Genomic DNA, 24437 nt, shown 5'->3' on the forward strand with positions numbered 1-24437 from the left:
CCGCTCTTGCCGTTGCGCTGGTTGGTCGCGTTCTCGGGCCGCACGGCGCCGGCCGGATAGCCCAGATGGTGTCCAAGTTCGGCGCCCAGCGCCCGCTCGATCAGCGCCTTCTTGAACGCCGCTGAGGCGGCATGCACCGCTTCGGCCGTCATCGGCCCCTTCACGAACTGGTCGATCAGTTCCTTCGGAATGGACGGCAACGCCGTCAGGGCCTCGGGGGACGTCTTGGGTTTGCGTGGCATACATGCTCCTTGAGCTACATGTTATGCCTTACACACAAAATTTATGACAGGCCCGGACTCATAATCCGTCGGAGAAATCGCGCCGTGGGTTCGAATCCGACCCGGCCCACCATTCAATGCGTTCCAGGGAGTTCCTGAGAGCGCCGGTCTTCCCGGACGTCCCCGGGTAGCCGCTTCATTCCTGTTTCGTTGAAAAACCGTGTTCTCGCACGTGGGCGCAGCCGTGTTTGGCCATGCAATCGACGCGCTCGCGCTCTTTCCGGTCGCGCCGCTTCTGTGCATCGCTCCGCGATACGTATCAAACGGCCGCTGCCGCCGCTTCCTCCTGCTTTGGCATCAACCACTTCGCCATTCGCCTCAGATTCTGTGCAGTTGCAGCCAGCAAGAACTCGTCATGGGCACCTGACGGACCTTGCAGTCTGAGTCGATCCAGCTTCATGACGCGTTTGAGGCGAGCGAACAGGATCTCAACCTTCATGCGGTCCTTGCGTGACTGCATGTATGCCGGCGTTTGCGCAATAGCCGTTGCCTTATCGCGTGCTGCTTCCTGGATGCTCCGGTCTATCTTCCGTATTGCGTGTTCGGACAGCATTGGTCTTTCAATGAACATCCAGCGCAGTCCGACTGGCTTGATCGATAGACGACCGTATTGGCCTTGCTGATGTGCGTGCGTGGATTCTTGAATGAACGCCGTTCGCTGCGCAGTGCGTGCCCAGCCGGACAGCGATACTCGTTGCTTTGCTCGAGCCACTGGAAATCGCTGTTTGCGAAGGTCTCGTCGCTACGCGTACCTTTCTCCCACACCGGGACATGTGGCACGATCGCCTTGTCATTGATCATCCAGGCAAGCATCGACGCAGTGCCATATGCGGTGTCACCCACCAGACGTTGTGGCTTGAGGCGGAAGCGCTGCTCGACCCTATCAATCATGGTCCTGGTCGAGTCCACTTCCTGTGTGCGGTATGCAGGGGTGGCCTCCACATCCACGATGATTCCGGCGCGCAGATCAATCAGGTAGTTGGTCGAGTAAGCATATAACGCTGGGCCACCGGGTGCAGCTGTCCAACGTGCAGCAGGATCGGTTAGCGAAATGTTCTTTGGTTGCGTAACGGGTTCCTGCGATGATTCCTGGGTCTGGACAGAAGTGTCGTTCGCGTCGAGCGTCACCAGATACTCACGCACCAGCACGGCTGGGCTCATCGCCACGACTCCAGTCGATCACTTCAGTCCCTGCGATGCCGCGAGTGCGATTGGCGTCGGCTTTAATGACACTGGCGTCGATCGCGAACCCTTCGCCACCTACGAGGCCTTCGCTCATACAACGACGCAGAACTGAATACATGACGCAGCATGTCGCTGTCGCGAAACCGGCCATGACGATTCTTTGAAAGCGTTGAGTGATCGGAAACCGCATCTTCGAGGCCGAGGCGACAAAACCAGCGATAGGCCAGATTCAGATGGACCTCTTCATACAGGCACCGTTCGGATCGGATGCCGAAGCAGTATCCGACGATCAGCATGCGAATCATCAACTCAGGATCGATCGAAGGGCGCCCCGTATGACTGTAAAACGACGCCATGTGCTTACGCAGATCTCCGGCATCGAAGAAGTGATCTATGCCGCGTAACAGATGGTCCTTCGGAACATGATCATCAAGGTTGAACGCGTAGAACAGCTTCTCCTGATTGCCGCTTCGCTGACCCGTCATGACGATGCACTCCCGTCGATTGATGAATCCACGATAGCGAACAATCTGACTCTCAGGGCGAGTTTTTCAACGAAATAGACCCGAACCTGCCCTTCGGGTCACCCGAGTCACGTCGGCCGTTTCATCGACCAGCGTGAAGTTGGCCGGTCTCCCAGGGGAAGCGCGCCGATGTGGGCTACCGCCTGTGCATCGAACCGGAGCCTCGCGCTCGACGCGACCGTCCTTCAATCCGGGGGGATTCGCTATTAGGGGTAAGCGCAAAAAGACGTTTCCGCCAACAACTCCTATGCGATTCATGCGAGGACTACGGCAGGTCGCAACCTGGGATGTCCATTTGCGCTGCGGACGGCGAGCTGTCGGTCATATCTGAACGAACTCGAGAACCAGCTCGACGACTGCGGAGCGGACGTCCAATGAGCAACGCGAGAATATTTATTCCGCTTCTTACGTTCTGAGCGATTCTTGGTTCCGTATCGCGGTTGTGTTTCCTATGCTGGCAGGCTCGACGAGTCTGATGTGTCCTGCACACGCGCTCGCCGCCGCGAGGACCCCGCCGGACTCGCCTGCGCCGTGTGCTGCTCGATCGCCCGGAAAGTTCCGTTAGCTGGCCGCGGGAGTCCGGCGAACGCAGTTGCTTTTGGAGGTGGATTTCATCATGCCCGAGGAATATCGCTTCGATGTCTTTGGCCGGGCTATTGCCGTCGCACGCAAAGCTGAGGTATGGACGGTCTTTGATATTGGCGAGGAAGGCAAACGTCGCCGAGCCGACATCCAGATCCCAGCCTTCATCGCTGCGGATGAATTGCTGCAATATCTCGACGACATCTTTCACGAAAGCGCGACCCCGGCGCGACCGTGTGTAAGAGTGCTTCCTGACGGGAGACGGGTTCCGCCGCCCTCCGCGGAGTGAAGTCGTCGCCGCCATAACGTCCATTCGCCCACGCGCCACGGAGCATTACGCATGGTCAATCCAATTCGCAGCGAAATCGATCTCGAGGCGCAAGGCCTTCATTTTGGCTATCTGCGACTGCCGCATTCTGTTCATCGCTCGGCGTACGGCTGGATTCCGATACCAATCGGTTCCGTGCGCAACGGCGAAGGGCCCGTCGTGCTGCTCATGGCCGGCAATCACGGGGACGAGTACGAGGGACAGGTGCTCGTTTCGCAATTGCTGCGCGAAATCGACCCACAATGGATACATGGACAACTCATTTTCCTGCCGATGGCCAACTTTCCAGCAGCCGAGGCGGGAACACGCACGTCGCCGCTAGACGGCGGCAACCTGAACCGCACGTTCCCGGGCAATCCACTAGGTACGCCGACCGAGATGATCGCCGACTACATCGAGAACACCTTGCTCGCGCGTGCGCAATATCTCGTGGATCTGCATTCAGGCGGTAGTTCGTTGCGCTATCACGGTGCGAATATGCTCGCGATCGAGCCGCGCGACGAAGAAGAAGGCCGGCAGTTGCGGGCACTCCTTGGCGCATTTGGCTTGCCGCGCGCCTTTCTTCACGCGCCCAATCCGCTCCATTCGGCGACGGCTGCACGCCGCCAGGGTGCCGTGTCGATCGTCACCGAGCTTGGCGGTGCCGGCGTAGTTCAGCGGAGCCTCCTGCACGAAGCGCGGCAAGGGCTGCTGCACCTGCTTGGCGCGATTGGCGTGCTGGCCGGGCCGCTCGTGCCGCCGCAACCGCCAGGCCAAACGCGGTTTTATCGCGTGGCTGCGCAGCACTATGTCTACGCGTATGAACGCGGCGTGTACGAGCCGCTCGTGGACCTCGGCGAACACGTGCACGCGGGGCAGCCTGCGGCGCGTATTCACTTTCCCGAAACGCCTCTGCGCGAGCCGCTGACGGTGGCGTTTGCGGCCTCGGGCGAGGTGGTGTGTCAACGGGCGGTTGCCTCGGTGCAGCGCGGCGATTGCCTCTTTCATCTGGCCGAGCCCGACGAGCCGTGAAGCGGAGAAGCGAGACGCACGGGTCTGTGCTGGACGCACGAAAATGCCTCACAGACGCAATTCATCTGGATAACGATATTCGAATTGCTTGGTTATATGGCGCACGCGGTGGGGGTAATCTGGCAGCCGGATCTGCCGTCCCACGGGAACGCCGCAACGATGACCTACCGCATTATCGATACCTCGCCGCTCGAAGCCGTTGCAAAGCCGCTGATCGACGGCCTGCAATGGGAATATGCAACACGCTACCGCGATCACCGCGCCGACAGCGAGGCTTCGGCCGCGCAGGAGTTGGCGCGTTATCCGGCCGCGCTGTTCGCGCCGCCCGAGGGTGCCTTCATCGTGCTCGTGCGCGACGGCGAGACCGTTGGCGGCGGGGCCTTCAAGCGCTACGACGCTCAGACAGCGGAGTTCAAGCGTGTCTGGACACGCGCCGACCAGCGCCGCCAGGGTCTTGCACGCCGCATCGTTGAAGAGCTCGAGGCGCGCGCGTTGAGCCAGGGGTATCGCCGTGTTTATCTCACCACCGGCTTCAAGCAGCCGGAAGCCTGGGGCTTGTACATTGATTCAGGCTACGTCCCCTTGTTCGATCGCTCGATTGCGCCAGAAGTCCACGTGCGTCTGCCCTTCGCCAAGGACCTGCGGAAGCCGTTTTCCACGGATGCGCTCGACGACCTGCGCCCGCGTGAACCGCTAGGCGAGCATCGTTGATTGCGCGACGGGCGGCGCCCACGCTTCTTTCGACGCCGCGTGTGCTGACTGCTTCAGGCCATTCTGCTGACCGGACACGACTATGACCCAGCGTAATCTCACCTTCGGCATCATGCTGCACGGCCCCGGCGGCCACATGAACGCATGGAAGCACCCCAGTAATCCGGTGGATGCCAGCGTCAACCTAGACTTCATTACCGGAATTGCCCAGAAGGCCGAGGCCAACGGCCTGGCGTTCGCCTTCGTGGCAGATGGCCTCTACATCAACGAAAAGTCGATTCCGCATTTTCTAAACCGCTTCGAGCCGATCTCCGTGCTTTCGGCGCTGGCGACTGCGACGTCGAAGATCGGGCTCGCAGGCACGATCTCGACTTCATACAGCCATCCGTTCACGGTGGCGCGGCAACTCGCCTCGCTCGACCTCATCAGCGGCGGCCGCGCGGGCTGGAATGTGGTGACGTCCCCGCTGGAGGGCTCGGCGAAGAACTACGGCGGCGATCACCCCAATCACGCGCTGCGCTACGAGATTGCCGACGAATACCTGGAAGTCGTGCAGGGGCTCTGGGATAGTTGGGACGACGACGCATTCGTGCGCGAGCGCGAAACCGGGCGCTTTTTCGATCGCGAGAAACTTCACACGCTCGACCACAAGGGCCGCTTCTTCGAAGTGGCCGGGCCGCTCAACATTCAGCGCTCGCCGCAGGGCCAGCCCGTGATTTTTCAGGCCGGCTCGTCGGACGCCGGCATCGATCTCGCCGGCAAATACGCCGACGCCGTGTTCACACATTCGCCCTCGCTCGAAGAGACACGCGAGTTCGCCGGGCGCGTGCGCCGCAGCGCCGTGGCCCACGGGCGCGCCCCGAGCGACGTGAAGATCTTTCCCGGTATCGGCCCAATCGTCGCCACGACGCACGACGAAGCCGAAGAGAAGTACCGCCTGATCCGCGACTTGCTGAGCGTCGACGAGGCGCTCGCCTACCTTGGCCGCTACTTCGATCATCACGACTTCACGCAATACCAGCTCGATGCGTCGTTTCCGGAGCTTGGCGACCTCGGCAAGAACAGCTTTCGCTCGACCACGGACCGCATCAAGGCCGACGCGCGCCGCAACGGCTCGACGCTGCGCGAAGTCGCGCTGGCCGTCGCCACGCCAAAGACGCATTTCCTCGGCACAGGCGAGCAGGTTGCCGACGAACTGATCCGATGGCTGGACGCCGGCGCTGCCGATGGCTTCATCCTCGGTCTTCCGGTGCCGGCGGAGGGCCTCGACGACTTTGTCAGACACGTGATTCCGGTGCTCGAAGCACGTGGCCGATACAGCCGGCGCCTGAGCGGGGAGACGCTGCGAGACCACCTTGGCTTGCCGCGACGGATTAGTCGTTACGCGCTCGCCTCGACGCGCTGACTCAACGGCGCGGCTGGCTCGATTCATGGATGGCAGCCGCGCGCGGACGAACACGACAACCCTTGGACATTTTCCCTTTCAAAAGCGGAGCGTAAGTACACCATGAGTCGAGACTTGCTGCTGTTGCTGCAACCTGGCTTTACCGACCCTGCCCATCCCGGCGAGCGTTTCATCTGTCCGCACGGCGCGCCAATAGAAGGATTGCTTGCGAGCGACCCCGAGCGCGTCGCGCGCATCGACGTAAAGCGGCTGCCGTTCGCGCGCCCGCGTGCGGTGGTGATCGAGGTGCTCGACGAGGCACATCAGGGGCTGCCCGTGCTCGTGCTCGGCGACGAGCATGCGGTTCCCGAAGACGTGCAAACGGTGAACGGCCGTCACTTCGTGACCGACACGAACCGGATTCTCGCGCTGCTTGCCGAACGGCACGGCTTTCCCAGGGTGCATTGAGCAGCGTTCGTACAACACAACACCATGCCACTTCGTCTTTTTGCCGCCATCCCCTCGCGCACGCGGCGCCACGCGCTGGCTCTCGCCATATCGCTTTGCAACGCCGCGGCGCTGCTCCTTTTACCTCATGCGGCGCAAGCCACGCCCAAAGGAACACTGGTTTTCTGCAGCGAAGGCAGCCCGGCGGGATTCGACCCGGGGCAGCACACCACCAGCACCGATTTCGATGCGAGCACGAATACGGTCTACAACGAGCTGGTGCAGTTCCGCAACGGCACACTCGATCTCGAGCCCGCGCTCGCAACAAGTTGGGAGAGTTCAGCGGATCAACGCACCTACACGTTTCATTTGCGCCACGGTGTGAAATTTCAGACGACCTCGTGGTTTCATCCCACGCGGGACTTCAACGCGGATGATGTGATTTTCACCTTCACGCGCATGCTCGATCCGCAGCTGCCGTTTCGCAAGGCGTATCCGACGAGTTTTCCCTATTTCAGCGATCTCGGGTTCGACAAGAATATCGCGCGCATCGAAAAAGTCGATGATTACACAGTGCGCTTCGACCTCAAGACGCCCGACGTGATCTTCGTGCGCAACCTTGCCATGAGCTTCGCGTCGATCCTCTCAGCCGAGTACGCCACCCAGCTGAGTGGGCAGCACCGCGAGGCCGATATCAACCAGTTGCCCGTGGGGACCGGTCCGTTCGCGTTCCGTTCGTACCAGAAGGACGCACTTATCCGCTACGACGCCAATCCCGACTATTGGCGAACGCAGGACGTCAAGCTCGCACACCTCGTGTTCGCCATCACGCCCGATCCGGCGACCCGGCATCCAGAAGCTCGCGAGCGGCGAGTGCCAGGTATCGGCGTTTCCGCGTCCGGCCGATCTGGAGGTCGTCAAGCGCAATCCGGCGCTCAAGGTCGTTTCCGGCGTCGGCTTCAACGTGGGCTTTGTGGCGTACAACACGCAGCATCCGCCACTGGATCGTGTCGAAGTGCGCAGGGCGCTCGACATGGCGATCGACAAGCCCGCCATTATTCAGGCCGTGTTCGCAGGCAATGCGAAGATTGCGACGAACCCGATGCCGCCTGCCCAATGGTCCTACAACAATACGCTCAAGGACGCGCCGTATGATCCTGCGAAGGCACGCGCACTGCTTGCGCAGGCAGGGCTGGCGAATGGCTTCGAGATTACGCTTTGGGCCATGCCGGTGCAGCGCCCCTATAACCCGAACGCCCAACTGATGGCGCAGCTCATCCAGCAGGACTGGGAGAAGATCGGCGTTCATGCGCGGATCGTGAGCTATGAGTGGGGCGAGTACAACCGCCGCGCCAAGCAGGACGGCGAACACGACGCGTTGCTCTACGGCTGGTCAGGTGACAACGGCGACCCGGACAATTGGCTAGGAGCGCTGCTCGGCTGCGATGCGGTGCATGGCAGCAACGTCTCGAAGTGGTGCGACCCGTCGTTCAACTCGCTCATCGAGAAGGCGCGTGCGGATGCGAATGTGAGCGAGCGTGCGGCGCTCTATGAGCGCGCCCAGGTCGTCTTCAAGGAACAGGTGCCATTTACGCCGATCGCGCACTCGATCGTCTCGCTGCCAGCTTCGAAGCGCGTTGACGGGCTCGTGTTCTCGCCGTTGGGCAGCCACCGTTTCGACGGCGTGTCGTTGCAATAGGTACTAGCGAGGGTGGCGAGCCGGCCGCGTGTCTTCGGTGGCCGCAGACGAATGGCGCGACTCGCAGCGCCATTCGTCAATGCGTGTCTGAGCCCGCGGGCCAGAACAGAAGCGCGCGCAATTCGATACTGCGCCGCGCCGCCGCGTCCGCACGACTGGTGGGGTCCTCGAATGCGGTGTGAGCGGTGAGCCGCGCAGTGCCGTCCTCCAGAGAATCGTAGATTTTCAGCAGTAGTACTTCGTCGGGGCGCAGACGGGGAAAGAAGTACCAGCGATGCTGCGGGTTCGCGAGAAACGAATAGGTCTCGCCGGTCTTGTCGCGGTAGAGAAGGTCGGTCGGCACGAGATCTCCGGCCGCGATCGAGCGCGCGTCGCACAGCGCGAGCGGCAGTTGTTCCACCACGCTGAGCGGCCGCCACAGGTTGACGATCGCAAAGCGATGCCCCAGCCGCCGTTGCGCTTCTTCGGCATCGAGATGATCGCGCACCCGGCGCGGTCCGGACACGAAAGTCTGATCGTTATGCACGCGCCGCACGGGCTCGCGAAGTGTGGCGTTGCCGCGCGAACCGCTCGCGCTATCACGCAGCGTGTGGTCGAAAATGACGACCTTTTCGGCTCCCGTCATGTCGCGCAGCAACGCCTCGGCCTCGGGGCGATACACGAGGCGAATCAGGCTTTCGTCGCTGTAGTCGCTCACTGCGCTCCGATGCGAAACGAGCTGAAAGCCATTGCGGTCGAGCGAGATTTCGCCGGCCTCTGCAAGCGGACGCGCGTTACGTATCGTCACGCGGCGCGGGTCGAGCGTGCCCGAACTCCATGCCGTTCCCTCCGGCGGCTCGAACGTGTAGTTGACCGGCCGGGCGTTGCCCGGCGCGAGATAGTTGAGTTTCGCCTCGACGGCAGACGTTCGCGAAAGAGGCGAGGGGGCCGATAGCACTGTGCTCATAAGTCATCCTGATCAAAACGGTTCGCGCCACGGGCGCAGATCCAGCTCTTGTGTCCAGGCGCTGCGGGCCTGGCGGTGCAACTGCCAATAGCTTTCGGCGATGGCTTCGGGTTGCAGCAGACCGTCCGACCCTGCGTCTTGAGCGCGCTGGGGCGCGGCGCTTCGCAGCCGTTCGCCGTCGATGCCGCCGTCGATCACGACGTGCGCCACGTGCACGCCTCGCGGTCCGAATTCGCGCGCGAGACTTTGGGCCAGCGAGCGCAGGCCCGCTTTCGCCGCTGCGAACGCGGTGAACGGCGGCCGTCCGCGCAGCGAGGCGGTCGCGCCGGTAAAGATGAGGCTGCCGGCGCCCGAGGGGTTCGTCGCGGCGTCCGGGGCGTCCAGCAGAAGGGGTAAGGCGGCGCGGGCAAACACGAAGCCACCTAGCACGTTTGTGCGCCATGCGGACTCGAACTGCGCGACTTCGAGTTCGAGCGTTGGCGCGCGTACGGCGTTGCCCGCGTTGAAAATCGCGCTGCGCAGAATTCCGTGACTCGTCAGAAGTTGCGCGATGCGCGCGAGATCCTGCTCGTTTGCCACGTCGCCGGGTGCTGCGTGGGCGCGGCCGCCTTGCGCGCGTATTTCCGCGGCGAGCGCTTCCACACGCGGCGCCGTGCGTCCGGTCAGCACGACCGTGTAGCCTGCTCGGGCGAAGTGGCGCCCGAGCGCCGCGCCCAGGCCGGCGCTCGCGCCCACCCCGGCAATCCATGCGACCGAAGCAGGAAGAGAAGAGGAAACGTCGCTCATGATTCTTTCACGCTAGTCACCACGCGCGCTTTTGGAAAAGAATGAAACTTCATATGGTTATTCATGCGGTCAGCGCATAGCGGTTCACGGGATAGTCGAGCCCAAGATGCTCGCGCAGCGTCGTGCCTGCATAGTCGCGCCGGTAGGCACCACGCTCCTGCAGGATCGGCACCACCTTACGCGCGAATTCGGTGAACGCGAGCGGTGTACCGCCGCGCACGATGAAGCCATCGGTCGCGCGCGCTTCGACCCAGGCCTGCAAGCCATCGGCGACCTGTTCGGGCGTACCGAGAAAGCTGGGCCTGGGCGTTGCGGCTTCCAACGCGACCTCGCGCAGCGTCAGCCGGCGCTCGGCCGCGTTGCGCTTGATCGCGTCGGTCGTGCTGCGGAACTGGTTGCTGCCCAGTTCGCCGATGTCGGGAAATGGAGCGTCGAGCGGGTACTGCGAAAAATCGTGGTGATCGAAGTAGCGGCCAAGGTAGTCGAGCGCTTTCTCGATCGTCACGAGTCGTGCGGTTTCGCGATACTGGTCCTCGGCCTGCACGGCCGAATCCGCCACGATCACGCTGATGCCCTGGAAGATTTTCAGGCTGCCGGCTGCGCGGCCGTGGGCGGCGAGCCGCTTCTGGACGTCGCCATAGAAGGCCTGTGCAAGCCCGATCGTCTCCTGGCGCGTGTAGATCGCGTCCGCATGGCTCGCCGCAACCGCCTTTCCGTCGTCGGAAGCGCCCGCCTGGAACAGGATCGGGCGGCCCTGGCGCGAGCGGCCGATATTGAGCGGCCCGGCCACCGAAAAGAACTCGCCCGCGTGATCGAGCGCATGCAGCTTGTCCGGATCGAAGAACACGCCGCTCGCCTTGTCGCGAACGAAGGCGTCGTCCTCCCACGAATCCCACAACCCCTTCGTCACGTCCAGAAACTCGGAGGCGATCCGGTAGCGCAGTGCATGTTCTGGGTGTTTGTCACGCGAGAAATTCTTCGCGGAGCCTTCCAGCGGCGAGGTCACCACATTCCAGCCCGCGCGGCCGTCGCTCAGGTGATCGAGGCTCGAAAACTGGCGCGCGACGGTGAACGGATCGCTGTACGAAGTCGAGAGCGTGCCAACGAGGCCGATGCGCGTGGTCGCGAACGCGAGCGCCGAAAGCAGGGTCAACGGTTCGAAACGGTTCAGGAAGTGGGGGATCGATTTCGCGTTGATGTGCAGCCCGTCGGCGACGAACAGCAGATCGAATTTCGCGTTCTCCGCCTCGCGCGCCAGTTCGCGGACGAAGCTCACGTTGATGCTGGCGTCGGCGATCGCATCGGGGTGCCGCCATGCGGACATGTTGCCCGAGGCGCCCTGGATGATCGCGCCAAGGTGTATCTGACGTTGGGAATTCGTGGTCGATTGGCTCATGGTGTGCAGAGAAGAGGGCGTTAGGGACGTCACGCTGGAATGGCTGCCTGGCCCTGCTCCGGCAACTGCGGAAGCTTCGGAAGCGCATCGAGTAGGGAAGCGGTATAGGGATGCGTTGGTGCGGCGAATACCTGCCCGACAGGTCCGCTCTCGACCACGCGGCCGCGCCGCATCACAAGCACGCGGTCGGCTACGTGATGAACCACGCCGAGGTCGTGCGAGATGAACAGCATGGCCGTGCCGTGCTCGGCCTGCAGGTCGGCCAGCAGGTCGAGCACCTGTGCCTGGATCGACACGTCAAGCGCGCTCACCGGCTCGTCGGCGACGAGCAGCGCCGGGTTCGGCGCGAATGCGCGCGCGATCGCCACGCGCTGGCGCTGGCCGCCGGAGAGCTCGCGCGGGTAGCGGTCGTAGCAGCTTGGCCCGAGCCGCACTTCGTCGAGCAGTTGCAGCACACGGCGGCGCCGCGCGGCGCCGCGAATGCCGACCGCGTCGAGGCTCTCGCCAATAAGCTGGCCGACCGTATAGCGCGGGTCGAACGAGCTGTAGGGATCCTGCGCAATGAGCTGCAAGCCTGCCCGGCGATGCCGGCGTGCGGATTCGGGCACGCCGCTCCAGGGCTGGCCGTCGAGCGTCACGCGGCCGCTGTCGGGAGTGGTCAGACCCAACACGATGCGCGCGACCGTCGACTTGCCCGAACCGGATTCGCCGACGATGCCGAGCGTTTCGCCTTTGGCGAGCGAAAACGACACGTCGTCGACGGCGGGGGGCGCGCTGTCGTCGCCGCCGTAGCGCTTCGTGACCGATTCGACCGAAAGCACACGGACGTCGTCGACGATCCGCTTCGCGGGCAGCGCAACCCGCGTGTCGCCCGTGGCGGCGCTAGCTCCCGCATCGCCCGAGAGCCGGTAGCCTCGCGACGCGGGCACGGGGATCGCGGCGAGCAACTGCCGCGTATAGGGATGCGCGGGGCGCCCCAGCACGTCGCGCGTCGGCCCTTCTTCGACGATACGGCCCGCGCGCATGACGAGCACGCGGTCTGCCAGCTCCGCGACCACGGCGAGATCGTGGCTGATGAGGAGCAGCGCGTCGCCGGCGTCGCGGCGGGCGCGCAACAGCGAGAGGATTTGACGCTGCACGGTCATGTCGAGCGCCGTGGTGGGCTCGTCGGCGATCAGCAGCGAAGCGCCGCCCGCGATGGCCGTGCCGATCAGTACGCGCTGCCGCAAGCCGCCCGACAGTTGATGCGGGTATTGCGGCAGCCGGCGCTCAGGTTCGTCGATGCCTACCGCCCGCAGGATCTCGACGCTGTGTTGGTGGATGTCGCGCGAGCGCACGCTGTGCAGCGATTCGGCGACGAGGTCGCGCACGCGCCATAGCGGATCGAGCGAGACCAGTGCGTCCTGGAGCACGTAGCCGATGCGGCGGCCGCGTATGCCGCGCCAGTCGCGCTCGCGGTAGCGGCGTGCGTCCTCGCCCGCGATTTCGAAGCGCTCGGCCTGTGTTTGCGCCTTCGGGCCGTTCAGTCCGACGAGGCTGCGTGCGGTGACGGATTTGCCGGAGCCCGATTCGCCGACGAGCGCGACGCACTCGCCCGCATGCACGCTCAGGCTCAGTGATTCGACGACGGCGGCGCGCGCGGCGTGCCGCTCATGAAACGCGATGCTAAGGTTTTTGATACGCACGAGCGGTTCGCCCGGCGGCGCGGTGAACGGATGAATCACGGCGGGTAGCGGGACCGGCGCTGAGGGGCTGCCTTCCGTGGCGGACCCAACGCGCACGCGGGCGGCGAGATTGGCAGTGGCGGCGGCTGTCATGCGACCTCCCGGCGTTCGAAACGCGCCTGCCAGTAGCCGCCGAGCGCGTTCACAGCAATGACGGCGGCCGTGATCGCCACGCCGGGCCAGACCGCGATCCACCATGCGTTGTACAGATAGTTGCGGCCCTCGGCGAGCATCAGTCCCCACTCGGCCGTGGGGGGCTGCGGCCCCATGCCGAGAAAGCTCAGGCCCGATGTGCCGATGATCGCGGTGCCGAGGCCGATCGTGGCAAGTACGGGCACCTGGGCAATGGCGTGCGGCAACACGTGCCGCCAGACCAGCACGGCCGGCGCGAGACCGAACGTGCGCGCCTGCTCCACATACCCCGATTCGGCGACGACGAAGGTCTGCGCGCGCACAACGCGCGCAAAGCGCGGAATCGAGGCGACGCCAAGCGCGAAGACGAGATTGACGGCGCCGGGGCCCGTGAACGAGATCAGCATGAGCGCAAGCAGGAGGTCCGGAAAGGCGGACACCACGTCGAGAAAGCGCGTGATCAGCTCGTCGAGCCAGCCGCGCGCGAGGCCGGCGATCAGCCCAAGCACGGTGCCTGCGAGCGTCGCGATGGCGATCGCCGCCGCGCTGATCGAGAGCGAGTAGCGTGCGCCGTAGACGACGCGCGCAAAGATGTCGCGGCCCAGCTGGTCGGTGCCTAGCCAATGCTCGGCGCTGGCGCTGAGCTGCGCGGAGACTGGGTCCGCCGCGAGCGGATCATAGCGGGTCAGCCATTCGGGCGCGGCGACGGCGATGACGTTGAGAAGGAGCCAGAGCGCCGCAAGCGCAAGGCCGGGATGACGCCATATCCAGCTGGCGGCACGCCAACCCGCGCGCGCCCGCAATGGCAGGTCGAGAGGAACTGACATCGTGAAGCCTCCGGTTCAGCGCCGCGCGCGCGGGTCGCGCAGGCGCGGATCGATCAAGAGATAGAGCAGGTCGACGGCGGTGCTCAGGACGACGTAGATCGCTGCGGAGAGGATCGCGATCGCGAGGATCACGGGCATGTCCTTCGCGAGCACGGCATCGACGGTCACCTTGCCGAGCCCCGGGCGCCCGAACTCCTGCTCGGTGATGACCGCGCCGCTCAACAAGCCGCCCACGAGCCAGCCGGCGAGCGTGACTGCCGGCAGCGCGGCGTGCCGCAGCGCATGGCGCAGGCGCAGCGCGAAGCCGCCAATGCCCCACGCGCGCACGGTCAGCGCGTACGGCTCGTCGAGCGCGTGCTCGATGCCCTTGCGCAATACGCGGCCAATCACCGCGCCTTGCGCGAGCCCCAGCGAGAGCGCCGGCAGCACGAGCGAGGAGAAGCCGCGGTCGCCGGCCACGGGGAAGAGCTTGAGCGTGAAACTGAACACGAACAGCAGCATGATGCCGAGCCAGAATGAGGGCGTCGAAGCGAGCAGCAGCTCCACGCCCGAGGCGGCGCGGGCGCCGAAGCGGCGCCCCGCAGTCAGCACCGCGAGCCCCACGGCGAACACGACCGCGACGACCAGCGCGGCCCCGGTAAGCTTGAGCGTGGGCCAGAGCTGGCCGATCACGAGCGGGGCGACGTCGGTGTTCAGGACGTACGAACGGCCGAAGTCGCCGTGCAGTACACGCCACAGGTAGTGCAGATATTGCAGGGATACGGGCTCGTCGAGGCCCCATTCCTTGCGGATCGCGGCTTCGATTTCGGGCGTGTTCAGTTGCTCGCCGATCAGGATGCTGACGATATCGCCGGGCGCGAGATGCACGGCGACGAACGACAGCGTGATCGCGGCCCACAGCACCAGCGCGCCTGTCACGAGCCGCGTCGCGACCGGCGAGCGCAGCCACGCGCGGCGCGTGCGCGTGAGGCGTGCCGCCGGGGCCGGGGCGCTCTCCTCGGGCAGCGGTAAGGGGGTCGGGTGGGTCATGGTCGTAAGTTCTCCTGCTGGCGAAGCCGGTGCGCGCCGCACGTTTCGCGTCAGCGCGAATCGAGGCAGACGTCGTAAGGCGCTTCCGGCATCTGCTTGAAGCTGCGGAACGCGAGGCCCCGCACGTGCGTGCTGGCGGCGATCTCGTCCTCGGGTTGATAGAGCGGAATCGCGTAGGCCTCGTCGACGATTACCGTGTGTTGCAGTTGCGCGTAGATGCGGGCGCGCGCCGCGTCGTCGCGCGTCTGCGCGGCTTCGTTCAGCCACGCGAGCAGGCGCGGGTCCGCCGTGCGGCTGTAATTGATCACGCCGCCGCGGTCGATGGGCAGGTAGTGGTTTTCCGTATCGATTCCGTCGGTATCGGTGTTCGAGTTGGGTATGGCGCCGAACTTGCCGGTCTTGCGCACGTCGGCATAGGTGCCCGCGTCGACATAGCGGATTTTCAGCTCGACGCCGAGCCGCTGGCGCGCCTGCGCCTGGAGTCCCTGCAACAGCACATCGCGCTGGTCGCGCACGGTGGCGATCGCCTGCACGACATCGATCGACAGCCGCTGCCCGTCCTTCGTGCGGTAGCCGCCGGCGTCGCGCCCGGTCCAGCCCGCTTCGTCGAGCAGCGCGTTGGCAAGCTTCGGATTGTTGCCGTAGCTGTGCTCGATGCTGCGGTCATACAGCGGATCGACCGGCGAGGTGATGCCCCAGGCGCGTGTGCGCTTGCCGCGATAGATCGCGGCGACGAGAGCGTCGAGATCGAACGCCTGCAACAGCGCACGGCGCACCCGCGCGTCCTGGGTGGGGCCGTAGGCCACGTTCAGATAGAGCGAGTACGGCGAGCCCGTGTTCAGCGCATGGAGGTAGCGCAGGTCCGGCTGCTTTTCGAGCAATGTGGCGTCGTTGCCCGAAATGCCCTCGATCACGTCGGCCTGGCCGGACAGCAGCGCGCCGGTGCGCACCGACGACTCGGGCAGGAAGCGGTAGACCACTCGGTCGAGGTATGCCGTGCCCTGATGGGTTGTCGTAGCCGGCGGCCATTTATAATCTGGATTCCGAACGAACTCGGCTTCCTGTCCCTTGCGCCAGGCCGTGAGAATAAACGGTCCGGTGCCCGCGACTTCGCGTCCGCCCGATTTCAGTTGCGGTGAGGCGTAGGCGGCGGGCGAGATGAGCTTGAGCCCAGCGGCGAATGAGAGGAACGGCACGTAGGGTTCGTTCAACGTGAGCTGGACGGTGCGCGCATCGACGGCACGCGCGCTGGCGAGGCGCGACGCGATTCCGCAATAGCTCGAACCGGCGCAGTAAGACGGGTCGCGCACCTCGAGAAAGTTCTTCGCGACCGCTGCGGCATCGAGCGGCTGGCCGTCGGTGAACTTCACGCCGTCGCGCAGTGTAAACGTCAGCGTCTTGCCGTCCGGCGAGACCGTGTAGCCAGTCGCGAGCCATGGGACATAGGTGCCATCGGGCTTGCGCGCGAGCAGCGACTCGAAGCTCGCGCGCAGGATCAGTTCCGCTTTCGCCTGTCCGTTCAGTTGCGGATTGAAGGTCGTCGGCTCGGTCTCGATGCCCCACGTCAGCGTGCCGCAGGAAGCGGGCGCGGCGCTAACGCCGCCAGTGGCCGTTGCCGCAAGCGCGATTCCCCCGGCGGCGACCATGCGCCGCCAGCGTGCGGACCTGGCCGTGGCGAGAGGCGTTGACATCGACATCGTCATGGTTAGCGTTTGATCCACACGTCATAGGGGTTTTCGGGCATCTGCGCATACGAGCGGAAGCCGAGGCCCTGGACCGTCTTCGCGGCGGCGATCTGGTCTTCCGGCTCGTAGAGCGGCACGGCGAACGCCTGCTGGTCGATCGCGAAGTGCTGCAACTGGCCGTACAGCGCCTTGCGCTCGGCGGCGTTCTGCGTCTGCGCAGCGGCCTGCAGCCAGCGACTCAGTTCCGGTGCCGACGCGCGGCTGTAATTGAGCGCGCCGCCGTGATCGACGGGCAGGTAGTGGCCTTCGATATCGATCCCGTCCGGCGGTGTGTTCGAGTTCGCGATCGACCCGAACTTGCCGCTCTTGCGCGCATCCGCATAGGTGCCGTCGTCGACGTACTGCACCTTCAGATCGACGCCGAGCCGCTGACGCGCCTGCGCCTGCAACGCCTGCAGCAGCACGTCGCGCTGGTCGCGCACGGTCGCCTGTGCCTGGATTACCGCGATGGTGAGACGCTCGCCGTTTTTCGCGCGGTAGCCGGCGCTGTCGCGCGCGGTCCAGCCCGCTGCGTCCAGCAGCGCATTGGCGAGCTTCGGATTGTTCCCGTAGCTCTTTTCGATGCTGCGGTCGTAGAGCGGATCGATCGGCGAGGTGATGCCCCATGCGCGCGTGCGTTCGCCGCGGTAGACCGACTGGACGATGCCGCTTACGTCGAGTCCTTCGAGCAACGCGCGGCGCACATTGGCGTCCTGCGCCGCGCCGTAGGTGACGTTCAGGAACAGCGAGTAGGGCGTCCCGGTGTTCAGCGCATGCTGATACGTGAGGTCGGGATTGCTGCGGATCAGCCCCGCGTCGTTGCCCGACACGCCTTCGATCACGTCGACCTGCCCGGACAGCAGCGCGCCCGTTCGAACCGACGATTCAGGCAGGAAGCGATAAACCACGCGGTCAAGATACGCCGGCCCCTGATGGCCGCTGGTTGTCGGCGCCCAGCGATAATCGGGATTCCTGTCGAACTCGATCTCCTGCCCCTTCACGTAGCGGCGCAGGATGAATGGGCCCGTTCCTGCGATGTCGGTGCCGCCCGACTTGAGGCTCGACTTGTCGAACGCGTTCGGCGAGAGGAGCGGGAGGGAGCCGGCAAAGGTCAGGAACGGCGCGTACGGCGCGTCGAGCGTGATCTCGACCGTGTGCGCGTCGGGTGTCTTGACGTCGGCAACGTGCGAAATCAGGCGCGCGAGGTTGCTGCCGCCGGAGTAGGAGAGGTCGCGCGCATAGAGGAAGTTGCGGGCCACGGCCTTCGAGTCGAACGGTGCGCCGTCCGTGAACTTGACACCGTCGCGCAGCGTGAAGGTATAAGTCTTGCCGTCGGGCGAGACCTTGTAGCCGGCGGCGAGCCACGGCACGAAGCTGCCGTCGGGCTTTTGCGTCAGCAGGCTTTCGTAAGCGTTGCGCAGCAGCAGCACGACCTTGTCCTGGCCGTTCAGTTGCGGATTGAGCGTGCGCGGCTCGGTTTCCACACCCCACGTCAGCGTGCCGCCGGTGACCGGCTGGCCTGCCGCGAGCGTCAGATGCGGCAGCGCGAGGGCGAGCAGGACCGCCGCCGCCGCGGTACGGCGCGAGGTGCGAGAGGCTTGCGCCGGGAATGAAAACGTCATCGGTGAGTACCTTGAGCAGTGGGTCGGTCGATCAGGGGAAGGCGGTTGCGCGCGGGCTATCATGCGGCTTGGGGATCGCGTGCGCCGGCTGCAACCGGCTCGCTGTAAAGCTCGGGAATAAGGATCTTGCGCAGCCAGACCAGCGGCGTGCCGAGCGCGTTGGTCGAGCGATGAAAAGGCTCATAGCCGTGACGCTCGTAAAACGGGGCGAGCCAGGGGTGATTGATGGCGGTCGCGAGCCACGTTGCGGGCGCCTTGACCTGCGCGCGCAGAAACTGCGTCTCGACATGATCGAGCAACACGTTGCCAAGGCCCTGTCGCTTGAACGCGGGCGCGACGGCAAACCAGTGCAGGAACGGCCAGGGTGTGAGCCGGTTGCCTTCGGGCGACCAGGGAAAGCGCACGGTCAGCGTCGCGGCAAGCGCTGTGCCGCCGCCGACCACTTCGCGCTCGAGCACGAACGTCGTCTGGCTTGCGACCGCCTGCGCCACGCGCCCGACCGGTGAGCGCGTGATCGTGAAGTGAACGCCCTCGCGCGCGAGTGGTGCGTAGGACTGCTGAAGCAGGTCGTAGAGGGCCGACACGTCGTCCTGGCCTGCAATGCGGATCTTGTCGGTCATGTTTCGGTTATGGCGAACGAAGGGTGAAGGCCGGACGCGGAAGATGGGCTCGCAGGTGGATGGGGAATGTTGCCGTCTGCAAGCAGCCCGAGCGACGCAATGCGATCTGTGGCGGCGGTGATCGGCGTGTCGACAACGAATTCGTCAATTCCATGGCGGCGATGCAGTCCGTCGAGTTCGCGCAGCACGTCCTCGCGCGTGCCATGCACGATGCGCGTTTCGCGTTCTTCGATGCGGTGAGCGCCGCCACCCGATTGGCGCACGAATGCGTCGGCCTGCTCGAGGCTCGTGACGTTGACTGCGGGACCATCTCCAACCTGTACGCGAAAGCGCCGGAAGCCGCTTGCGAGCCGCGCGGCGTCGGCAGCCGTCCTCGCGACGACGACCGAAATCGCGAGCAGCGGTGCACGGCCGCCCGATAGCGAGCGGTAGGTTTCGAATGCGCGTTCCAGGTCGCTGGTCGCCGCGTTGATATGCGCGGCGTAGACAAAGTCCCAACCAAGGCGCGCCGCGAGCGTCGCACTTTCGGTGCTCGCGCCGAGCAGGAAGGGTTGCGCGGGAGCGGGCGGCAACGGCGTCGCGCGCACTATTTTCTCGCCACTCTCGCTGTTCGCCTCAGCGGCTTCGCCCGAAGCCGTGGCCGCGGCATCGAACAGATACCGCTTGAGTTCGAACGCGAGCTCGGCGAAATCCGGGCGGCGTCCCGCATCGAAGGCGTCTTGCAGGGCGCGCGTCGACAAGGGCAGTCCGCCGGGCGCCTTGCCGATGCCGAGATCTACGCGGTCTGGCGCAAGCGAAGCCAGCAGGTTGAAATTTTCCGCGATCTTGTACGGGCTGTAATGCTGCAGCATCACGCCGCCTGATCCAACGCGGATGCGGCGCGTTTGCGCAAGCACATAAGCCACGAGGATTTCGGGCGACGGGCACGCAAGTCCCGCGGAGTTGTGATGCTCGGCGAGCCAGTAACGGTGATAGCCCCACGCCTCGGCGGCTTGTGCCAGAAGGACGCTGCGCGCGAGCGCCTCGGCGGCGGTTTCGCCGGCCGCAATCGGGCTCTTGTCGAGAACGCTCAGGCGGAAAGCGGATTCGCGCTGTGCAGGATCGGAGTGGCTCGTGGGTAGTGTCATGCTGAGGGAGAGGGGCATCGATCGCAGCCGCCCGGTCAATTTCGGTGCACAAAATTATTTTTCTTCGCAAACCGAACGGTCAAACAATGAAGAGGAATATGGAAAGCCGAAAATATTTGTTCGATTGGATGGGGGTGATTGCACACTATGTCCGATTGCCGCGTGACGGACATCGGTGTCCATCGGTGTCGTCACGCCGGCGCAAAACATCAATCGATCGGATAGACAGGACGGCATCATGAGCGGGGCGCGTAGACGGCTGAAGACATTGGTGGGCGCGGCGAGCGTGCTATATGCGAGCGGCGATACCGACGCGGCACAGGGCACACGCCGTGCGGCCGCGCTCGCACGCAAGGCGGAAGCGCACAAGGTCACGGGCCTCTTTACGGCTGATCTCTTGCAGGCGGATGCGGCGGGTCTCGCCGGCATCACCGGCAGCCAGGAACCGATCGTCGCGCTCGCGGCATTGAGCCAGGCCACCTCGCGGATCGGCCTCGTCGCAACGGTCTCGACGACCTACCATCATCCCTACAACCTCGCGCGGCTGATCGGCACACTCGATCACGTGAGCGGCGGCCGCGCGGCGTGGAATGCCGTGACGTCGTCGGTGGGCGAAGAAAATTTCGGCGACGGCGCGCTGCCCGACCCCGAGCGCCGCTATGCGCGCGCCACCGAATTCGTCGAAGTGGTGCAGGCGCTGTTCGATGCAAACCATCCTGCGGCGACGCGGCGTTCGGCAAGTGGCGGCGTGGCTGTCGATCCTGCGAGGCTGGGTCCGATCCACTATCGCGGAACATACTTCCAGGTGGAAGGGCCGCTTAACGTTCCGCCTCCGCCCCAGCGCATTCCGGTCCAGTTTCAGGCGGGTCAGTCGGCGAGCGGCGTCACGCTCGGCGCGCGCTATGCCGAGGTGGTCTACACGTCGCAACCGACGCTCGACGATGCGCGTGCTTTCGTCACCGAACTGCGCCGTCAGGCGATTGGTTTTGGGCGTGCGAACCGGCTGCCGTTCGTGATGAACTCATTTCATTCGGTGATCGGCGAATCGGATGCGGACGTCGCGCGACGGCTGCGCAACAAGCACGAGCGCATCGACTACGAGCAGGGACGGCTCAAGCTCGCCGACATGCTGGGCGGCAGCATCGATCTCCGCGATCTGCCGCTCGACGAGCCGCTGCCGGAGTCCTTGCTGCCGACGATCGACAGCGTGCATCGGCGGCGAGGGCGGGTTGCGATCTTCCTGGCTTACGCGCGGCAGCGGCTCAGCTTGCGCGAGCTGATCATCCGCGCGCAGGAAACCGGCCACTGGTTCGTTGCCGGGACGCCCGAACAGCTCGCCGACGCGATCGAAGAGCGCTATCGTGCCGGCTTCGTCGATGTGCTCTCTTTGCATGGTCTTGGCCAGCCGGATCAGGAGGACCTGTTGCTCAACGGGCTGCTGCCGGAGTTGCGCCGGCGCGAACTGATCGATGCCGACTATGTGGGCGAAGACTTCCGCTCGAATCTGGAATTGCCGCCGCTGCAGGCATGGTCCGGCGGAAACGGCCTGCGGGCAGCGAACGAAGGCTAACCAGCGCTTCGTCATTCCTCGTTGTGCTAAGCATCCCAGAATTTCTTCTATAGCCTGGCCTGTCCCTTCTTTGTAATTCGGCGGGGGAAACACTACTACGGTGAAAGATGCTGTTTGCATCCACCCAATCCAAAGGAGCCAGGCCATGTCCATCCGCATAGGCGACGAAGCCCCCGATTTCACTGCACAAACGACTGAAGGACCGATCCGCTTCCACGAGTGGATCGGAGGCCAGTGGGCGATCCTGTTTTCGCACCCGAAAGATTTCACGCCGGTATGCACAACCGAGCTGGGCTATATGGCCAAGCTCAAGCCCGAGTTCGACAAGCGCGGGACCAAGGTGATCGGGCTCAGTATCGATCCGGTCGACGACCACCACAAATGGGCGAAGGATATCGAAGAGAAGCAGGGCACCGCGGTCAACTATCCGATGATTGGCGACGCGGACCTCGCAGTTGCAAAGCTCTACGACATGATCCATCCCAACGCGAGCGGCGGCCCGCGCACCGCGGTCGACAATGCGACCATCCGCGCCGTGTTTATCGTTGGACCAGACAAGAAGATCAAGGCGACGTTCACCTACCCGATGAGCGCCGGGCGCAACTTCGACGAGGTTTTGCGGCTTCTCGACGCCCTCCAGCTCAACGCGAAGCATACGGTCGCCACCCCGGTGAACTGGAAGCCGGGCGATGATGTGATCATTCCCACCTCCGTCTCGGATGAGGATGCAAAGAAAAAATATCCAGAGGGCTTCAAGACGCTGAAGCCCTGGCTGCGGACGGTCGCGCAGCCCAAATAGGTACGCTTCGGCGCCACGGGCAGGCGGTATTACGGCGCTGTGACTCACGACGCGAGAACGTATGCGAACCTGCATCGTCGGCTCCGCGCGATGCAATGTTTTTGACAGCGCTTGAGAATTCTCGAAGGTTCTCGCATAGTCGATTCTGTCGTCTAAAGACTGCAGCAACATCGCCGTAGCAAGAAGTCCGCGCAATCTCGTTGCCTCGTCCGCGCCCAACGCGCAAATCCGCCAACCTTTTACGTCGCCCCATGCGCGACGAGTGATGCCATTTCGGCCCGTACTGACGCGGGCGTGAGGGTCGCACCGCGTCGCAGACTGTTTCGCTTTTCGCATAAGGGGGACGCCGTGACCGCATTCGGAGTCGAGGACGTCGTTCAGGCGCTGCAAGCCGTGCGTCAGCGCTGGAGGGAAGGGCAGCACCGCTCGCTGGACCAGGGCGAACGCGAACTGCCTGATCGAGAGGCGCTCGCCGATATCGTCGGCACGCTCAAGGGCGTGCTCTTCCCGATGCGCCTCGGGCCGCCCAATTTGCGTCAGGAAACCGAGAACTTCTACATCGGGCATGCACTCGATGCCTCGCTCCACGCGCTTCTTGCGCAGGCGAGGCTGGAATTTCATCACAAGGCGCGGCACGGGCCGCGCGATCACGACGCCATCGAAGCGCGCGCCCTTGCCGTCATGCGGGATTTCGCGGCGCAACTGCCGGAGATCCGCTCGCAGCTCGACACGGATGTGCTCGCCGCGTGGCAAGGCGATCCGGCGGCGGGTAGCGTCGATGAGGTCCTGCTCTGCTATCCCGGCATCCAGGCCATGATTCACCACCGGCTCGCGCATGCGCTTTACCGGCTCGAGCTGCCGCTCCTGGCGCGCGTGATCGCCGAGCTGGCACACGCGCAAACTGGCATCGACATCCATCCGGGGGCACAGATCGGCGGGTCGTTCTTCATCGACCACGGCACGGGCGTCGTGATCGGCGAGACCTCGGTGATCGGCGAGCGCGTGCGTATTTACCAGGCCGTGACGCTCGGCGCGAAGCGCTTCCCGCGAGACGCGAATGGCCATCTGGAGAAAGGCGGCGCGCGCCACCCGATCGTCGAAGACGACGTGGTGATCTACGCCGGAGCGACCATACTCGGGCGTGTGACGATAGGCCGTGGCGCCGTGATCGGCGGCAATGTCTGGATCACGCAGGATGTCCCGGCCGGTGTCCGCGTGATGCAGGCCGAGTCCCGCAACGAGGCGGTCGCCACACCAGGAGTTTCCCCATGAGGACGCTGGTCAAAGACTTCGGCCTGTACGTGCGGCAACTGCGCGAAGCCCATGCATGGTCACAGGAGCAGCTCGCGGAGTTCGCGGGCTTGAGCCGCTCTTACGTCAGTGAAGTCGAGCGGGGCACCGTGATCGCATCGCTTATCACGCTCGACAAACTGGCGTGCGCGTTCGGCCTGACGGCGGCGGCACTGCTCGCGCCGCGAAGGCCACAAGCTGCGCGCGATGCCGCCCCGCAAACCGCGCCCGGTTCGCGCGATGAAGAGGTCACGCCGGAGGCTTGTCGTCTATAGCACGTTGCGCTGGTCAGATGTGCTACCCATAATGACCCTTCGTCATATGCATTTCTCTATTCGTTCTAAAGAACCGGGAGTCATCTATGTCGACGATTACGGGCGGGCCGACAGCGCTACCAGGCCGCTGAAATACCGCTTAAACACGTCATCGCGCAGAGCTCGTGAGGCGTTGATAGATGGACCACTACTTGTCCCCTGGAGATCATGCGCGGCGCCGACACATTCACCGAGAGTCTGTTTTCCATGCGCAAGCTGGACGACTTCGTCCCCAAGTCGCATCCGTTGCGTTCGATCCGCGTGATGGCGAATGAAGCGCTGGCGAAGATGGATCGACAGTTCGCCCAGATGTACGAAGCGGACATAAAGGGCGGGCGGCCGAGCATCGCGCCAGAGAAGTTGCTGCGAGCCATGCTGA

Annotated in this window: 20 protein-coding genes and 3 pseudogenes; 11 read left to right on the plus strand and 12 right to left on the minus strand. The window is 64.4% G+C overall.

Features of this window, described 5'->3' with window-relative positions:
- A pseudogene (locus E1N52_RS40675) lies at positions 1 to 242 on the minus strand (IS256 family transposase); the annotation flags it as partial.
- Positions 243 to 540: 298 nt separating this feature from the next.
- Positions 541 to 1951, minus strand: a pseudogene (locus E1N52_RS40680) (transposase).
- 655 nt (positions 1952 to 2606) lie between these two features.
- Between E1N52_RS40680 and E1N52_RS40685 the strand changes: the two are divergent.
- From E1N52_RS40685 to E1N52_RS40710, 6 genes and pseudogenes are all read left to right on the plus strand, one after another.
- Positions 2607 to 2861: a DUF7661 family protein gene (locus E1N52_RS40685; RefSeq protein ID WP_133190533.1), complete on the plus strand. Its 255-nt coding sequence runs from the start codon at positions 2607 to 2609 to the stop codon at positions 2859 to 2861.
- Between the two features lie 51 nt (positions 2862 to 2912).
- Entirely contained in the window at positions 2913 to 3911 is a 999-nt protein-coding gene (locus tag E1N52_RS40690) for a succinylglutamate desuccinylase/aspartoacylase family protein (RefSeq protein ID WP_133190535.1), read from the plus strand.
- A gap of 159 nt (positions 3912 to 4070) precedes the next feature.
- Positions 4071 to 4622 (plus strand): GNAT family N-acetyltransferase, encoded by a 552-nt coding sequence (locus E1N52_RS40695; RefSeq protein ID WP_133190555.1) that lies wholly within the window; start codon positions 4071 to 4073, stop codon positions 4620 to 4622.
- Positions 4623 to 4704: 82 nt separating this feature from the next.
- Entirely contained in the window at positions 4705 to 6027 is a 1323-nt protein-coding gene (locus E1N52_RS40700; RefSeq protein WP_133190537.1) for an LLM class flavin-dependent oxidoreductase, read from the plus strand.
- A gap of 102 nt (positions 6028 to 6129) precedes the next feature.
- Entirely contained in the window at positions 6130 to 6474 is a 345-nt protein-coding gene (locus E1N52_RS40705; RefSeq protein ID WP_069261305.1) for a DUF3088 domain-containing protein, read from the plus strand.
- Positions 6475 to 6498: 24 nt separating this feature from the next.
- Positions 6499 to 8152 (plus strand): annotated as a pseudogene (locus E1N52_RS40710) (ABC transporter substrate-binding protein).
- A 76-nt stretch (positions 8153 to 8228) separates the two neighbouring features.
- Here E1N52_RS40710 and E1N52_RS40715 read toward each other — a convergent pair.
- The 10 genes from E1N52_RS40715 to E1N52_RS40760 form a co-directional block, all read right to left on the minus strand.
- A complete protein-coding gene (locus tag E1N52_RS40715) occupies positions 8229 to 9098 on the minus strand; it encodes a CmcJ/NvfI family oxidoreductase (RefSeq protein WP_133190539.1) in 870 nt (289 codons plus the stop codon).
- A 12-nt stretch (positions 9099 to 9110) separates the two neighbouring features.
- Entirely contained in the window at positions 9111 to 9884 is a 774-nt protein-coding gene (locus E1N52_RS40720) for an SDR family NAD(P)-dependent oxidoreductase (RefSeq protein ID WP_133190541.1), read from the minus strand.
- Between the two features lie 61 nt (positions 9885 to 9945).
- Positions 9946 to 11280: an LLM class flavin-dependent oxidoreductase gene (locus E1N52_RS40725; protein ID WP_133190543.1), complete on the minus strand. Its 1335-nt coding sequence runs from the start codon at positions 11278 to 11280 to the stop codon at positions 9946 to 9948.
- A gap of 29 nt (positions 11281 to 11309) precedes the next feature.
- Positions 11310 to 13097 (minus strand): dipeptide ABC transporter ATP-binding protein, encoded by a 1788-nt coding sequence (locus tag E1N52_RS40730; RefSeq protein ID WP_133190545.1) that lies wholly within the window; start codon positions 13095 to 13097, stop codon positions 11310 to 11312.
- Positions 13094 to 13963 (minus strand): ABC transporter permease, encoded by an 870-nt coding sequence (locus E1N52_RS40735; protein WP_133190547.1) that lies wholly within the window; start codon positions 13961 to 13963, stop codon positions 13094 to 13096. Before E1N52_RS40735 ends, E1N52_RS40730 begins: the two co-directional genes overlap by 4 nt.
- Positions 13964 to 13978: 15 nt before the next feature.
- Positions 13979 to 14992 (minus strand): ABC transporter permease, encoded by a 1014-nt coding sequence (locus E1N52_RS40740; RefSeq protein ID WP_246089435.1) that lies wholly within the window; start codon positions 14990 to 14992, stop codon positions 13979 to 13981.
- Between the two features lie 50 nt (positions 14993 to 15042).
- The gene (locus tag E1N52_RS40745) at positions 15043 to 16683 is read right to left on the minus strand and encodes an ABC transporter substrate-binding protein (protein ID WP_246089436.1); all 1641 of its coding nucleotides are present in this window, start codon (positions 16681 to 16683) and stop codon (positions 15043 to 15045) included.
- 14 nt (positions 16684 to 16697) lie between these two features.
- On the minus strand, positions 16698 to 18338 hold the full coding sequence (locus E1N52_RS40750) for an ABC transporter substrate-binding protein (protein ID WP_133190549.1): 1641 nt from the start codon (positions 18336 to 18338) through the stop codon (positions 16698 to 16700).
- A 59-nt stretch (positions 18339 to 18397) separates the two neighbouring features.
- Entirely contained in the window at positions 18398 to 18958 is a 561-nt protein-coding gene (locus E1N52_RS40755) for a GNAT family N-acetyltransferase (RefSeq protein ID WP_205965756.1), read from the minus strand.
- Positions 18955 to 20085 (minus strand): LLM class flavin-dependent oxidoreductase, encoded by a 1131-nt coding sequence (locus E1N52_RS40760; protein ID WP_133190559.1) that lies wholly within the window; start codon positions 20083 to 20085, stop codon positions 18955 to 18957. Before E1N52_RS40760 ends, E1N52_RS40755 begins: the two co-directional genes overlap by 4 nt.
- A gap of 238 nt (positions 20086 to 20323) precedes the next feature.
- On the opposite strand from E1N52_RS40760, the gene E1N52_RS40765 reads away from it, so the two are divergent.
- The 5 genes from E1N52_RS40765 to E1N52_RS40785 all read left to right on the plus strand — a co-directional run.
- Entirely contained in the window at positions 20324 to 21655 is a 1332-nt protein-coding gene (locus E1N52_RS40765; protein ID WP_133190551.1) for an NtaA/DmoA family FMN-dependent monooxygenase, read from the plus strand.
- A gap of 145 nt (positions 21656 to 21800) precedes the next feature.
- Entirely contained in the window at positions 21801 to 22454 is a 654-nt protein-coding gene (locus E1N52_RS40770; protein ID WP_133190553.1) for a peroxiredoxin, read from the plus strand.
- Positions 22455 to 22802: 348 nt separating this feature from the next.
- On the plus strand, positions 22803 to 23726 hold the full coding sequence (gene epsC, locus E1N52_RS40775; RefSeq protein ID WP_069263964.1) for a serine O-acetyltransferase EpsC: 924 nt from the start codon (positions 22803 to 22805) through the stop codon (positions 23724 to 23726).
- Positions 23723 to 24019 (plus strand): helix-turn-helix domain-containing protein, encoded by a 297-nt coding sequence (locus E1N52_RS40780; protein ID WP_069263966.1) that lies wholly within the window; start codon positions 23723 to 23725, stop codon positions 24017 to 24019. Before epsC ends, E1N52_RS40780 begins: the two co-directional genes overlap by 4 nt.
- A gap of 207 nt (positions 24020 to 24226) precedes the next feature.
- A partial coding sequence (locus E1N52_RS40785; RefSeq protein ID WP_484217455.1) for a transposase occupies positions 24227 to 24437 on the plus strand: 211 nt, incomplete at its 3' end.

It is taken from the genome of Paraburkholderia guartelaensis, assembly GCF_004353905.1.
Classification (GTDB): Bacteria; Pseudomonadota; Gammaproteobacteria; order Burkholderiales; family Burkholderiaceae; genus Paraburkholderia; species Paraburkholderia guartelaensis.